At 58.7% G+C, this 14,221-nt stretch carries 12 protein-coding genes; 6 read left to right on the top strand and 6 right to left on the bottom strand.

Features of this window, described 5'->3' with window-relative positions; genetic code table 11:
* The first annotated feature begins 3 nt into the window (after nt 1-3).
* The 4 genes from RD1_RS17625 (at nt 4) to RD1_RS17610 (ending at nt 3,822) form a co-directional block, all read left to right on the top strand.
* The gene (locus RD1_RS17625; RefSeq protein WP_011569923.1) at nt 4-435 is read left to right on the top strand and encodes a lasso peptide biosynthesis B2 protein; all 432 of its coding nucleotides are present in this window, start codon (nt 4-6) and stop codon (nt 433-435) included.
* Entirely contained in the window at nt 432-2,321 is a 1,890-nt protein-coding gene (locus RD1_RS17620; protein ID WP_074958747.1) for an asparagine synthase-related protein, read from the top strand. Before RD1_RS17625 ends, RD1_RS17620 begins: the two co-directional genes overlap by 4 nt.
* Complete coding sequence (locus RD1_RS17615; RefSeq protein ID WP_011569921.1) at nt 2,321-3,253, top strand: hypothetical protein; 933 nt, start codon at nt 2,321-2,323, stop codon at nt 3,251-3,253. The genes RD1_RS17620 and RD1_RS17615 overlap by 1 nt, the downstream gene beginning before the upstream one ends.
* A 305-nt stretch (nt 3,254-3,558) precedes the next feature.
* Complete coding sequence (locus RD1_RS17610; RefSeq protein ID WP_011569920.1) at nt 3,559-3,822, top strand: spike base protein, RCAP_Rcc01079 family; 264 nt, start codon at nt 3,559-3,561, stop codon at nt 3,820-3,822.
* A 207-nt stretch (nt 3,823-4,029) separates the two neighbouring features.
* On the opposite strand, the gene RD1_RS17605 is transcribed toward RD1_RS17610, so the two are convergent.
* Both RD1_RS17605 and RD1_RS17600 read right to left on the bottom strand, forming a co-directional pair.
* Nucleotides 4,030-5,157, bottom strand: a complete 1,128-nt coding sequence (locus RD1_RS17605) for a glycosyltransferase family 4 protein (RefSeq protein ID WP_044033246.1) — start codon at nt 5,155-5,157, stop codon at nt 4,030-4,032.
* 97 nt (nt 5,158-5,254) lie between these two features.
* Nucleotides 5,255-6,454: a nucleotidyltransferase family protein gene (locus RD1_RS17600; RefSeq protein ID WP_011569917.1), complete on the bottom strand. Its 1,200-nt coding sequence runs from the start codon at nt 6,452-6,454 to the stop codon at nt 5,255-5,257.
* 183 nt (nt 6,455-6,637) lie between these two features.
* Here RD1_RS17600 and RD1_RS17595 point away from each other — a divergent pair, with 183 nt between their 5' ends.
* Nucleotides 6,638-7,954: a right-handed parallel beta-helix repeat-containing protein gene (locus tag RD1_RS17595; RefSeq protein WP_074958744.1), complete on the top strand. Its 1,317-nt coding sequence runs from the start codon at nt 6,638-6,640 to the stop codon at nt 7,952-7,954.
* Between the two features lie 18 nt (nt 7,955-7,972).
* On the opposite strand, the gene RD1_RS17590 is transcribed toward RD1_RS17595, so the two are convergent.
* Nucleotides 7,973-9,202 (bottom strand): polysaccharide biosynthesis/export family protein, encoded by a 1,230-nt coding sequence (locus RD1_RS17590; RefSeq protein ID WP_011569915.1) that lies wholly within the window; start codon nt 9,200-9,202, stop codon nt 7,973-7,975.
* Nucleotides 9,203-9,613: 411 nt separating this feature from the next.
* On the opposite strand from RD1_RS17590, the gene RD1_RS17585 reads away from it, so the two are divergent.
* On the top strand, nt 9,614-10,504 hold the full coding sequence (locus RD1_RS17585) for a sulfotransferase (protein ID WP_245897313.1): 891 nt from the start codon (nt 9,614-9,616) through the stop codon (nt 10,502-10,504).
* A 3-nt stretch (nt 10,505-10,507) separates the two neighbouring features.
* On the opposite strand, the gene RD1_RS17580 is transcribed toward RD1_RS17585, so the two are convergent.
* Genes RD1_RS17580 through RD1_RS17570 form a run of 3 tightly spaced genes read right to left on the bottom strand, consistent with a single transcriptional unit; the run spans nt 10,508 to nt 13,951 of the window.
* The gene (locus RD1_RS17580; protein WP_011569913.1) at nt 10,508-11,815 is read right to left on the bottom strand and encodes a lipopolysaccharide biosynthesis protein; all 1,308 of its coding nucleotides are present in this window, start codon (nt 11,813-11,815) and stop codon (nt 10,508-10,510) included.
* 28 nt (nt 11,816-11,843) lie between these two features.
* Nucleotides 11,844-13,115 (bottom strand): O-antigen ligase family protein, encoded by a 1,272-nt coding sequence (locus RD1_RS17575; RefSeq protein WP_011569912.1) that lies wholly within the window; start codon nt 13,113-13,115, stop codon nt 11,844-11,846.
* Nucleotides 13,112-13,951: a sulfotransferase family protein gene (locus RD1_RS17570; protein ID WP_011569911.1), complete on the bottom strand. Its 840-nt coding sequence runs from the start codon at nt 13,949-13,951 to the stop codon at nt 13,112-13,114. Before RD1_RS17570 ends, RD1_RS17575 begins: the two co-directional genes overlap by 4 nt.
* Nucleotides 13,952-14,221 lie beyond the last annotated feature (270 nt).

Raw genomic sequence — 14,221 nt, 5'->3', positions numbered from 1 at the left:
TACATGCGCGCTATTCGTTGGGCAGGAATTTACACCTTAAGTCTGCTGGTTGTACTGGTGGTACGTGTCGGCCTTTGGGTCACGCGTTATCAACGCATCCGGGCGGCGCTGGTACGTCCATGCCCGGATGACCCGCAACTGGAACGGCGCGCCACGGTCGCGCGCGTGACGCATGCGGTTGCCCGGATCGCGCGATTTATCCCCGATGCCAGCTGCCTGACGCAGACGATTTCCTGTCAGGCGATCCTGTCGTGGAAGGGCATCCCGTCAACCATCACAATGGGTCTGAAGAAAGAGGATGAAACGACGCTCAAAGCGCACGCATGGCTGACTTGGAACGGGCAGGTTGTTCTTGAAGGTAATGAAGGCACCTTGCTCGATTTCAACAAGATCCTGGATCTGCCAACGCCTGTCAGATCGTCCGTCTCTTTATGACGCATTGTTTTGTCTCGCGGATCTCCCTTGCCGGGACCGCTTCACACGCCGCGCCTGCGCGCATTGCGCGTTTGCAGGATCAGGGCTGGCATCTGACGCAGCCAGTGGCTGGCGTGGATGGTGCGACAACCGGTGATGCAGGGGTTTGTAACGCTGCCGGTTGGGTCGCCTTTGGCCTTGCGTTTTTGCATGACCGTGAGAGTGTGGCCCACCACGGTGATGCATCGCCCCAGCAGGCCGCTGAACAGTCGGACCTCGAATTGCTGCTCGCTTTGCGCGTGGCCAAGGGGCCGGATTTTGTGCATGACGTATGTGGTGCATTCTCACTTGTGTTCGTTCACAAGGAGACTGGTCGTTTTGAGGCGTACCGGGATCATTTCGGCATCTTCCCGTTCTATTACACGGTGTCTGATGGCGCGGTGACATGCGCGTCCGATTTGCGCGCGTGTCTGCATGTGTCCGGTATCGCGCTGAATGCCGATGCGACGCGACTTGCCGATTACATCCACGGCGAGGAAGTCGATTTCGACCGCACAGCCTTTGAACAAGTGCTGCGCCTGCCACCAGCGCATCGCCTTGAAGCGGCAGGTGAAGGGGTGACGCCGCGCCGGTATTGGCAACTGGAAATCCCTGAGACTACGGTGAAAAGCGATTGCCCCGCGCGCTTGCGGGACACGCTGCAGACGGCCACCGGTTCATGTCTGCGCCCCGAAGGACGTGTCGGCGCAATGTTGAGCGGTGGGTTGGATTCCTCGGCCCTTGCCGGGTTGGCGGCAAAGGCATCGGTTGCGCCTTTGAAAACCGTCTCTTTCGTATATGGTGCGGATAAGGCATATGACGAAACGCCTTACATCGACGCGGCCAATGAACTCTTCGGCAGTGTACCGCATAAAATTGCGATTTCGGGTGCGCCCCCGCTCGATGACCTTGGCCCGCTGATCGACGAACAGATGGATTTGTTTCTCGCACCAGGCCTTGCGAAATCGCGGCGTATCTACAGCGATGCGCGCGCGTTGGGGTTGACGGCGGTGATTGACGGGCACGGCGGCGATGAGGTCATATCGCATGGATACGGGCGCCTCGTGGAACTGGCGACACGCCGGAAATTCTGGCAGCTTTATCGTGAGGCGCGTGGCGCGGCGCAGGTCCATAGCCTGCCGTTTCTCACCCTTTTCGCCAGCCATATCGCCCATTACAGCGGAATGCGCCCCAGAAATCCGCTGCGCCGCCTGTGTCTGAAGCTGGCACGCTACCAAACAAAGCGGTCTTCCATCGCTGGCTGGTCGGAAAAGCCCATGGCGTTGATCGCGCCCGACCTGCAGCGAAAGATCGGCGCGGAAGAAAGATACGCGCCCGACCCGTTGTTAAAGACGCAGGCGGATTTCAATAGGGCCGAAAGGCTGACGCACCTGCGGGCCTTGAAAGCGCCACTGATGGCGCAGGCGTTTGAAGTGCTCCACCGTTCGGCCAGTGCCGCCGGTGTTCTGCCAAGATATCCTTTTTTCGACCGCCGTGTCGTATCCCTGTGCCTGTCATTTCCTGCAGAAATGAAACTGCGTGATGGCCGCAGCAGATGGGTGCTGCGCGAGGCGATGCGCGGGATCCTGCCAGAGAGCATCAGAACACGCGCGGACAAAGCGGAATTCGGGGATGAGATTTCTGCCGTCATCCATGAGTTTTACAGTGATAAAGACATTGGATTTTTCGCGCCGCTGGGTGATTTCGTCAATGCCGATGCCGCAGAGCGAGTGCGCCAACAGGTGATTGTGCGCGAAGTCACAGACGTGGCTGCGATTAGAGCGTTGTGGCGACTGGCCGTTTTAAGTTATTGGTTTAAAGGGCTTACTGAATGGCGTGAAGCACAGGCCAAGGGGATGCTGATTTGATGGAACCGCATTACTACGCCGTGTTCGGGCTCACGCTCGCGTCTGATTTCATCTGTGATGTGCTGGAACTGGTTGATCCAGCAGAGGCGGGCGACGTGGTGCGTGTGGAACGCACAACAGGCCTTTCCCCGGCCCGCGCCCCCGAATTCGACCCCTATTTCGATATCCAGCCTGACCGGCAATATATGCACTGGAACGCGGTCGGAACATTTTGCATCGATGATCCGTCAACGGTCAGGATCGAGCCGAAGGAAGGCGTATCGGATTATCTCGTGTCGCAGGCGCTTCTGGGTTTGGTGATGTCGCTGGTGCTTGAACGGCGGGGCGTTCTGTGTCTGCACGCTAGTGCGGTATCGGTGCAGGGTCATGCGGCGCTTTTTCTGGGGGACAAGGGGGCCGGCAAGTCAACGACCAGTGCTGCATTGGTGGCGCGCGGGCATGTGCCGATTACCGATGATCTGGTCGCCGTGGGCCAGACCCTGTCTGAAGATGAAACGCTGACGGTGCAGCCGGGTTTTTCGAGCATGAAGCTCTGGCCGGATTCCATCGAGGCGCTCGGCCTTGGCGATGAGGCAAGCGATCGGTTGATTCATCCCTCGCTGCCCAAGGTACAAAAGCGGATGGCAACTCCGATTGCGGAGGATGCGGTGCCCTTGGGCAGCCTGTTCATGCTGCGCAGGAGCGATGAGGTCAGCGCGCCCAAGGCCGTTCGCCTGCCCCCGCACAAGGCGCTTGAGACAGTGTTGCGCTATACCTTTATGGCGCGCTACGGCGAAACGCGGTTGGGGCAGGCCCATCTGATAAGCCACCTCAAACGCTGTGGTGCCGTTGTCTCACAAGCGCCTGTCTTTGAATTACTGGTGCCTGCGGACCTGACCCGCCTTGATGATCTGTCCGAAACGATTGAGCAATTCGTCGATCAGACCACCTGATGCGCGCACCGCCAGTCGCAGACTCCAAACGGTTGACCTTTGTGGCTGCTTGAAGACACGTGCGCGCAATTGTTGGCCACGCTTACATGCGTTTCGCGTCCATCCTGCATCACATGTGCGCTGCCTTTGCCTTTGGTCGCATGCGAGAAGCAATCTGGCATGCCTCAGGTTAAACCCGAAAAGCTATGACCGTGCGCGGTACGGATATCCTAACCGGGCGTGCGGTGGGTTCTCACTTTGCAAGGATATTTGAGGGCATAAGTCCACGCAGAAGCCGTCAATCCTTCAAACCAAAGTGAGTGAACATGTCTGATCCTTTCAAACACCATAGTCCTGGCCTGAATGCACCTGCTTTCGGAGCTTTCGAGATTACGCCGGATGATGCCACACCACTTTTGCATGTGACCCGCGCGGTCTACGTCGGAGCCGAAGGCAACCTGACGGTTACGATGGCACATGGTCAGACCGTTAACCTCGCATCGGTTCAACCCGGCATGATTTACCCGCTGCGCTGCACGGTCGTGCATCAGACGGGGACGACGGCGTCCGGCATTGTCGGGCTCTACTAGAGCGTCTGACGAAATGCCTGAAGCATCAAACATCACGTACCGCGTTGAAATCCTTGGTTTCAGGCAGCGTTGCGTGATCAAGGTTTTTCGCATGACGCTTTAAAAGCGTTTCGCTTTTACTGCTTGTTCGCTGCATTTGCCTGCGGTTGAACGCGAAAACTGACGTGCCTCACGGTAGACGCGACGCGCGACGCGGCCCGGTTCGCGTCAGCCCTGCGCGCAGGCGGTCTGATACACGCGTATTGTGTCCTCGACCATAACCTGCACCGTGCGTGTCATGGCCATGCGTTGGGCCTCAGCGCCAAAAGCATCGCGTTGCCCGGCGTCTGTGGCAAGCTTGATCAGCGGTTCTGCAATCTCGGCTGCGGTGCTGTCTGTCGGCAGCACAAATCCGTTCACGCCTTCATTCACGGTTTCTTCGACGCCGCCAACAGAGGTGGTCACAATCGGCACGCCCGCATGCAGCGCCTCAAGCAGGGTGTAGGGCATCGCTTCGTAGTGGCTGGTCATACAAAAGACATCGAGGCCGGGAAACAGCGCCGGTCCATCCTGCCACCCCAGAAACCGAACCGCGTCTGCGGTGTTGAGCGCTTCTGCGTGCGCACGCAGTGACCCATCGCCGATCACGAGGCCGCGCAGGTGGGGCGCCTGCTTTGCGGCCAATGAAACCGCCTCGACAAAGCGCAGTGGCGCTTTTTGTGCGTCGAGACGTCCGATGAATCCGACCGCCACGTCATCGGGCCCAAGCTCCATGAAGGCGCGCGCCGCAGCACGATCCGCCTCACCGTGCAGCGTCGCTCCATTCACAACTGTCGTCAGCTTTCGCGCGTTGATCCCCAGTCCGACGGCGTGCTGATATTCTGCGGAACTCACAGTGATGATTTGATCCCCACGCGGCGCGAGAATCCGTTCGATCATGCCATAGACGCGCCGGGCCCGGCCGCCCATATCCGGGTCCATCGTGCGAAAAGCATGCGGCGTGTAAATGCGCGCCCCGGGGATACTGCGCGGCAGCAGGCGGATCAACGCGCCTGCCTTGGAGCTGTGACCGTGGATCACATCAAACGGGCCATGCGCCTTCAGCAGCGATTTGAGCGCACGCAGGCTGCTTGCATCGGCCAACCCTACAGCGCGATGCATCGTCAGTTGCAGGTTTTTAATAGTCGGCATGGCCAACAGCCGTGTCTGAAAATCTTCCTGTGCGCGCACCGGTGACCAGATCACGGTGACGTCATGGCCGGACAGGGCCAGCCCTTCGGCAAGATCAAGCGCGTGGCGCCCGGACCCTCCGCCAGAGGTTTCCAGAACAAGCGCAATGCGAAGCGGCTGCTGCATGGTATCAGATGTCCTCAAAAGTTTTTGTCCGGGCTCTCAAAGCGTTCCAAGGGGAGAAGGTCAACCATGCGCCTGTCCTTCGTGATGGGCTCAGGGTTTATTCTGCTTTCTTGCCGCCCCGATCCCGCGTTCTTTCCAACAGGTGCATGAACCTCGGGAAGACATAAAGCCATCGCAAGCCGCGCGGCAGGGGAAAGCGGGTGTATTGTCGGATCGTCGGCTGCCACACGCGCAGGGAGTGGCGCAGCCGTGCTTTGCGAATGAGGCTGGGATCTGCTTGCCAGTCAAACATGAATTCCGCGCCCTTCATGTTGAACCCGATGCGTTTTTCCAGATCGAGGTCACCGGAGAGGTTACGCAGACTGAGTTCCAGAAACTTGAAGCCCCGCCACATTTCCGGGGCGTCATCCCAGGATTGCGCGGGCGACATGAGGCGCTGCATCTCAAGGCTGGCCTCGACAGTACCGCTCTGATTGAGCTTTTGGGCCAGCGCGACGGCCTCATCCACATCAAATTGGGGCGCATTGACCAGCGCATCCAGATCGCTCAGCCAGTGCAGCCGGGACCAGACATGCCGTGCGTGGTGGTGGCACAGGTAGTTGAACAGAAACGCAGGCGGCATGGTCATGAACTCTTTGCCACCGAGCACGGCGGGTATGGCCTGCGCAAAGACATCCTCGCGCGAGAAGATGCCGGAGTATTTGTCCAGCTTGACCTGCAGGTCAATCGCCATGCCTTCCGGCGTCAGAAGGCTCGCGTCATTGCGATAATGGAGTGCGGCGTCAATTTCCGAGGGTTCTGTCAGCGGATGCTCGGCCTGGCCGGGCACGACGAACTTATAGCCTGCGTCGATTGCCGCCAGCACAACGGGGCGCAGCGTTTCGGGGCGCACCAGAACGTCAATGTCGCGGCAAGGCCGCAGGCCGAGATCCGGGTAGTACTGGCTGACCAGGCTGATGCCTTTGAAAAACAACGCCTCGGCCCCAAGCGGATCAAGGCACCTTTCCTTGAATTTATGCTGGGCGGATACCAGCAACATGTTCCTGATGGCCGACGCATTGGCTGCGGTGTTCAGCTCATCATGCACCTTTTGCGGCACGCAATCCGGGGTCATGCGACTGAGGTGCATGCGCATGTTGGGCAGGCTGAAATTGCGCATCGCCGTTGCCACGAAACCGTCCCAGTCGGTGACCTGCCGCGCCAGCGATTCGGCCGCCCGCTGTTCGTCTTGCGTAAAGCCCACTTTGGCAAAGGCCACATGCAGGCGCATTTCCGCTGTATTGAGGCTGGAATCCATGAGGTGGCTACTATTCCTAGGGTGCGGCTACGTTTGCCAGAAAAAAAGGCGCATCTCCATTGATAAGACCGTGAGGCTGTAGCTTCCAGAGCCAAGATGCCTATTTATTTCAATATGCTCGCAGCAATATGGACAAAAGCGCGGCGTTTGTGCTGATCTGGGTCAAAATGGAATGAATAAATCATGATGCGTGTCAAAATGAACGCCCTGTTGACGGGCGCTCACCGTCTGTTTTTGGTGCTGCTGCTGTTGGCAGCGGGTTTTGCAGTGCCGGTTCATGCGGCCAGCCAGGCCGGCGGTTGGTGTGTCGGCGCGCTGCAAACCCTTGCGAACAAAGGGTTGAGCACGCCCGATATGGCGCAGCATCTTTTGTCGCTTCAGGATGTGCCCGTCGTTGAGGAAAACCCCAACAGGCTGGTCTTTGTCTCCAGCCGCGCCGCGCGGGGCGGGAACGGGTCTGAGGCACGTCCGCTGCAGCGCCTGCAGGTGGCATTGAACAATGCGCGTCCCGGGGACAAAATCATCGTCCAGCCGGGCGAGTACCAACCGGTTGTGATGCGCATGTCGGGCACGCCTTCGGCGCCGATCATCATTGCCGGGCAAACCGTTGGCGCCGAGCGCGCAGTCATTGACGGAACCGGCAGGGAAACGCGCGGCTTGATCGAGATCCGCGGGGCCAGCCACATCACTGTCTCCGGGTTTCGTCTTCAGAATGCAGCCCGTGACGGCATCTTTGTCGAAGGCACCGATGAAGGCGAGCGGGATATTCGCATCCTGAACAATGACATTGATACAACCGGGAACGCGGCGATCTATGTCGGTGGGATCGTCATGCGCTATGTCACCAAGGTGAATGAATACCGCCTGTTCGACATCCTCGTACAGGGCAACAGGATGACCAACACGAATTACCCCAAGGGTGTCAACGAAGCTATTTCCCTTGGCGGCGGCGTGGATGGGTTTGTGATCCGAAACAACTACATATTCGATACGCGCCAATATGGGATTGATGCCAAGGCGGGGGCGATCAACGGGTCCATCACAGATAATGTCATGCACGGGATCGAGCGGCACGGCATCTACATTGACGCAGGAAGCCGCACGGTCGCGAATATTGATGTGCAGCGCAACGCCGTGTTCGGCGTTCAGAACGGTATCGTTCTGGCGCGCGAATCCGGCCGGGATCCGCAGAACCCGAACCTTGATCGCATTCGCGTGGTCGACAACCTTGTCTTTGACAGCAATGGCTTTGGCATCATGGCTTACCGCCACAAGGATGACAGCGGGATCGGAAAGTTCAGCAACATCACCATTGCCGAGAACTGTGTGTGCGACGTCAAGCGGGACGCGGTGCGCTTGGGCGGTATTGGTGATTTCGCGCAGGACGTCCGGGTCGAGCGTAATCTGATCCTGTCATCGGGCGGGGATGTCTGGAACAGAATTGGCGCCGAGGTGCGCGAGAATGGCGCCTTTGACTCAGCGCTCAATTGTCCGTCCTGACGTCCTCGTCCAATCGGTTCAGTTGTAGGTAAAGATCACTTCCACAACGTCGCCCGGACGCAACAGCGTGTCTGGCGTGACTTCCGTGCTCGTCTCGCTTGCGCCGTCTTGACGATGCAGGATGTATTGCAGTTCCGTGGAGTCGTCCTGTTCGGCGGTGAAGGTGCCAAGCGCCAGTTCACGGTTGAGGCTGGTCAGACGCGCCCGCGCTTCGTCATAGTCACGCTCGAACTTGGCTTTCTCATCCATCAACGCCTGAACGAAGTCTGCGTCCAGCCCCTGTTTTTCGATCATCAGCGACTGCAATTCGCTCTCTGCGGCGGCCAGATCGGCTTGCGTCGTCAGCAAACGCGACGACGCGTTAAGCGCCCCCTCGCGGGCATTGTCGAGAGAGTTGACCGTGGTCAGCCCCCGGTTTGACAGCTGCAGAACATCCTGCAGTCTTTCTTCCTCGATCTCTGATGCTGTTTGAAACTGCGCCAGCGCGGTTTCAAGAAACTCCGTGCGCTTCTTGGTCAGAACGATCCGCGCTGCATTGTCTTCGCGTTCCCGGTCCAATTGCGCGCGCGCGCCGTCGATCATGCGTCTGAAATTCTCGACATCGCGGCTGTCGAGGCGATCTTCGACGATCCGGTACTCTTCACCAATCGGTGTATCGCTGTCCGCGCCGGACAGCAGAACGTCGATGCGCCAAAGCTCCGCCGCAAGCCATGCTTCGGTCTCGCGCAACTCGGCCTGCCGGGTGCGAAAGTTGGCCAGTTGATCAACGCGTTCCGTTTGCCCCGCCAGCGCGTTCCCGCCAGCCGAGCCGATGGCGGCCCGCACATTGAGCCCCGGCTCAAAGGGGACGCGGCCCGGTGCGGCGACAGCGCCGACCACGGTGACGGGGCGATAGGTGTCGATATCAAGGAAAATGTCCTGTTCATCCAGCACGATGACCGAGGATATGCCGTTCTGGACCGAACGGATTTGCTGGCCTGCGACAGCCAGCGAAATATCCTGCGACAACTCATCGAGCGTTTTGTTCGCAGCCAGATGCGTGCCCAGATAAGGCAGGCGGATTTGACCTGCCGTATCCACCGTGCCGACGTAAGAGTGGTTGTTCAATTCGATGATCTGGACCAGCACACGATCACCCGGTGCCAGACGGTAGGGCTCTGCCGTAGCAGCGGTTGCCAGCGTGCACAGCAGCCCAACTGCAAAAGTGCGTGCCGTACGACCAATAATTTCTGTCAATGACTTACGCATACCAAACACCGACCCCCTTAAAGAACATCGAATTACCCTTTCATGTGACGCGCAGACACTGACCCTGTTTCACGCGTTTTGTCCAGAGCGTGCGGCGTAGGAAATATACTCAAACCCGCTCTGATTTCAAATTAGTATGATTTGGTGGCATGGACTTGGCGAGATTTTGATGATTTTGTCGCCGGGGGTTGACCCTATGGAAACCCTCCACCACGCTTGGACGCAGAACTTTTCCGGTTGCTCTTTTCATGACCATTGCATTTGCCCGACCGCCACTCGCGCGCCTTCTCGCCGGTTCAGATGCTGGAAAATGGGTTGAACATGCATAGCGCGGTGTCAATCGGGTTCAGGCAACATGCGCGTCCCTTGCTGGTTTACATTCTGGGGTGGGGCCGCAGCGGCAGCTCCGTGATGGCAAATATTCTTGGCTCCATGCCTGACGCCGCATCTTTGGGCGAAATGCGCTATCTGTGGGACCGTGGTGTCATGGAAGATGGAATATGCGGCTGCGAGGCCGCGTTTTCAGAATGCGCTTTCTGGCCCGACCTGTCCTTTGGTGCGCAACCGTTGAAGGCTATGGATTCTGAGCGGGCGCGCGCCTTGACGCGTTCAATCGGCAGCGGGGCGCGGCGTCGGCAGTTTCCGGGCCTGCACAACGAACGATCCCGAAAGACGTACTTTGACCGCTCTGCAGGCGATCTTGACCTTTTGATGGGGCTATATGCAGAGGCGTTCGAGAGAAGCCAGAGCCGGGTTTTGATTGATGCATCCAAGAGCCCGTTTTACGCGCTGAACCTGCTTTATGAGCAGCGGTCCTTTGACGTCGTTTTCTTGCATCTGGTGCGCGACCCGCGTGCTGTCTTGCACTCTTGGAAGAAAAGGAAGCCGCGCGAGGATGTCTCCGAAGGGCAGTTGTTTCCGCGATATTCATCCACACGTTCGCTGTTGCAGTGGGCTGTGGTGAATGCGGAATGCGAGCGGTTCGCGCATCTTGCGCCGGACCGCTATTACAGGGTGCGCTTCGAGGATTTTGCCGAGAACTGGCAAAGGGCGCTGGCGACCGACGCTGCGCCACTGTTTGAGCAGGTGCCGGGGGGCAGGGGGGGCGAAAACAGTCGCGCAGCGCTCGTGCACGCCCAGCACTCCATCAGCGGCAATCCTGCACGGTTTATCCTCGGGGAGGTGACGCTTGATCCAAACACCTCATGGCGCGATGAAATCTCGGGGACTGACCGACGGCTGGCGCGGATGATTTGCGGCCCCGCAGCGCGCCGTTACGGCTACGTCATGGGTGCGGTATGAGCCTCACACCGCCTTTTTGCCGCGGGTCAATACCGACAGAATGGACGTATCCACGCCAAGCTTGCTGCGGCACCATGCAACGGTTTGCAGGGTGAAAAGCACGCGCACCACAAATGCGGCCAATGCCGCCCCGACAATCCCGAAGGCGGGCACCAGCACAGGAATGAGCATCAGGCCCACGGCCTCGGATATCAGGGTCATGCGCACCACCGGGCGTTCCCCGTTGCTCATCAACATCAGCGGGCGGGTTGGCCCGCCAAGTCCGATCAAAAGGTAACTGCCCGCCAGAATACTCAACGCGAGCGCGGCGGCTGCGAAGCTCGGATCAAAGAGGGACAACAGATCAGGCGCGAAAAAGATCAGAATGGCGGCCCCGATGGCCAGCGGCCCCGCAATCAGCATTGCCAGTTTTCGGCCCACATCGCACAGGCCGCTGATGTCGTTCTGACTGTGAAGGCGGGCGAAAACAGGGGTCGCCGCAATGTTGATCGCGATGATGGGCAATTGCAAAAGCTGCGATGTTTTCTGTGCTGCGAAATAGGCCCCGATCTGATCCGGCGGCAAGAACAGCGCAGCAGCAGACAGGTTGAGGCTTGCGCCCATCGTGCCAAGGGAGGCAACCCACATCCAGGCCGACACGCCCCACGGCATGGTGACCGAAACCTGCGCGCCCGGGCGGGCCGCAAACTGGTCGCGATAGCGCAGCAGCATGGCGATCAACTGCACAACGACGAGGGCCATCAAAACAAGGGAAATGCCGATCATCGCCGTAAAGGCATCCCGAAACACAAACGGCATACTGGCCGCCCCCAGACAGGCCAGAAGGACGATTGCACGCCACAAGACGTCACGCGGTGCCAGCGCCCACAGAATACTCCCGAAGCCGCGGTATTGGTGTGACACAAGTTCGGCCAGCGCAAAGGGGATGACCAGCGCGCAGGCTCCGATCAGGTAGACAGGATTGACATCAAAGCCCAGCAGCGGCGCGGCCAATCCTGCGCCGAGGATCGCGCCGATGACCAGGACCGCACCGGCCAGCGTGATCAGAAAACTGCGCCGGATGGCAAAGCGCCTGTCCGCTGCGCGTTCCGGGTCATCGCCCAGTGCGGACAGCGTTTTGATGCTCAGCGTGTGTTGCCCAAAGAGTGCCGTGATCGCACCAATCGTGCCAAGCGCGAACATTGAGGCGAAGAGCCCGTATTCCTCGGCCCCCAGGACACGCGCAAGCAGCATGAACATCAGGAACGTCAACCCGGCGCTTGCGACTTTCAGACCCGCAGACAGAACACTGCCGAGCATGAGTTTTTTCATGGTTCACTTGCCCTGATTTTGGTCGTGGTCATTCAGCAGGTTGCCAGTTTCGCCGACGCGCAGCACGTTTGCGCCTGCGCAGCGGGTTCGGGGCAACCAACAGGGTGTTTGTCGTATAGGTCCCGAAGGCCAGCCCACAGACCAGATACATGTGCCGCCAATGGATGGAGCCCACAACCTGCATCAGCACCAGAAGCCCGAGCAAAACCGAAAAGACCAGTGCATATTTTGTCCAGCCGGGCTGTTGATCAACGACTTTCACGATGCAGCGGGCCATCGCCGAGCCATAGATCAGGATCAGCCCAAGACAGGCAAAAAGACCATTGTGCATGGCAAAGGCGACAAAGGTATTATGGGGCAGATATCCATAGACATAGCGCGCCTGAAACGGTCCGATGCCCAGCGGGTGCTCCCAGATTTGGCGGGCGGCATCAGCGACATAGCCAAAGCGCGAGGTGTCATAGGTTTGCAGGGACAGGCGTTGCGCGAAAAAGGAATCCGCAAGGCGCGCCGTGATCTGATCCAGAAACAGCAATATGACGCAGCAGACGATAATCGCGAACCACACAATGGCCGTGAATGTGGCCCGCGCCGTGGGGCGATAGACCAGCAGGGCAAGGCTGAAGACCGACAGTGAGATGAATGCATGGACCCATGCACCGCGTGAGAAAGTCGCGATCAGGGATATGGTCACAAGACCCATGGCCCCGAGCGCCCAAAGACGAAAGCGCGGCGATTCCACCACCACCCAGGTCAGGAACAGAAAGCCCGGCACCAGGAAGGGGCCAAATACGTTTGGATCCTTGAACGTCGCCTTCACCCTGTTTCGCGCGCCTTCACCGCGAAACAGGATTTCGCTGTTGGGGATGAGGTCGAACAGGGCCACAAGCGTCACAAAGGAGGCAAGCACACCGCCAATCGCCATTGCGCCCAGAATAGTGGCAAAGGCCGCATCCCCCCGCGTTTTCACGAAGTAGGCGGTCATCGCAAAAAGCCCGATCATGTAAAATTCGATTGCAACGGCCCGCAAGGCGAACATGAAAACGAATTCTACAAAAACGAGCGATAAAACCGAGAAAGCGAGGTACAGGTAGATGCCCAACAGTGCCGATCCGCTGAGGAAATTGGTCGTGACGGGGCGCGAGAAGCAAAAGATCGCCACCGCGATCATGAACACCAGATCGGTTGGTGCAGGTTCAACCACAACGAAAAAGCTCAGCAGAATGGCAAAGACATAGACGCGCCAGCTCAGCGCGCCCAAAGCGTCCGATACGCTATTCGTCCGGTGGCGGGCTGTCACGGACGCCCTCGCCATGCGGACAGATCGCGCGCCAGTAGGGTTTCCAGCCGGTCGATTTCGGCGGCATGCCTATCGTTCAAAAAGGCCAGCGCGTCAGGTGTGTCGCGCAGCTTTGGCACCCGGTCCTTGCTGAACAATACCTTGTCGACCAGCGCGCTGTCCTTGAGTTTGCCAAGCACCTTGCTCAGGCCAGCGGCCCGCAAGGCGACCGCACCCTGCTTGAGCATCCCGTTGAGATAAGGGTTGCGCGCGGCACGGGCCACATTCTTGGCCCCCTCGTCATCCGCATCGATCATCCGGCGCGATACGCCCATGAAATCATGCAGCGAGTCGGCCGCCGCCTGCGGGTTCGATTTGATATCGTCAAACCACAGGATATGCGTGTTTTCCTTGCCAAAAAGCCGCCATGCGCGTTCGATCGCGTCGGAATAGGCGCTGCAGGTCGACAGCAAACGGTGTGCTGTGTCGGCTTCCTGCTCAAGCGAACCGCGCGCCTGTCCTGTGCGCAAAAGGTGCTGATAGGCGGACCAGTCCCGCTCCGCCGGGTTGCGCAGCGAAAAGAAGATACGCGCATCCGGGACGTGTTGTGCCAGCCGCTCCGCCGCTTCGGGGACAAACAGGTAATCCGTGGTCAGATCACATCGTGCCGTCTGCTCAGGCGTCGCCGTCTCATAGAGCTTTTCATACCAATTGATGCCGCGATCATAGAAATCCGTGAAAAACTGTACGTATTTCCCCTCGGGGACGAAAACCTCCGGGTGCGCGGCCAAAAGGCTGTAAATCCAGGAAGAGCCTGCTTTTGGTGGGCCGCCATAAAAATAATTCGGTAGCGTCATCGCACAATGCCTATCCGTCAGTCTTTGCGTGGTGTTTTAAAGGGCTTACATCTTAACGGCTGCACGGTGCAAGCAATGGCAGGCAGATTCGCGCTTGGTCGGTTAATTTAGCCGATAAGCTGGGCATGTGGCGCGCTTTTCGCGTGCAATTTTCGCCCAAATGGCTGGAAAAGCCATTTGCCCTTTCATGCCCCAAGAAACGGTCTTATTAACGCGTCAGACAATTTTTGGCTTCATACCGGGGCAATGGATGCCTGTGTGATCCCGCTG

Source organism: Roseobacter denitrificans OCh 114 (assembly GCF_000014045.1).
Classification (GTDB): Bacteria; Pseudomonadota; Alphaproteobacteria; order Rhodobacterales; family Rhodobacteraceae; genus Roseobacter; species Roseobacter denitrificans.
The sequence above is the reverse complement of the archived record's forward strand: the minus strand, read 5'-3'. Positions and strand labels throughout refer to the sequence as shown.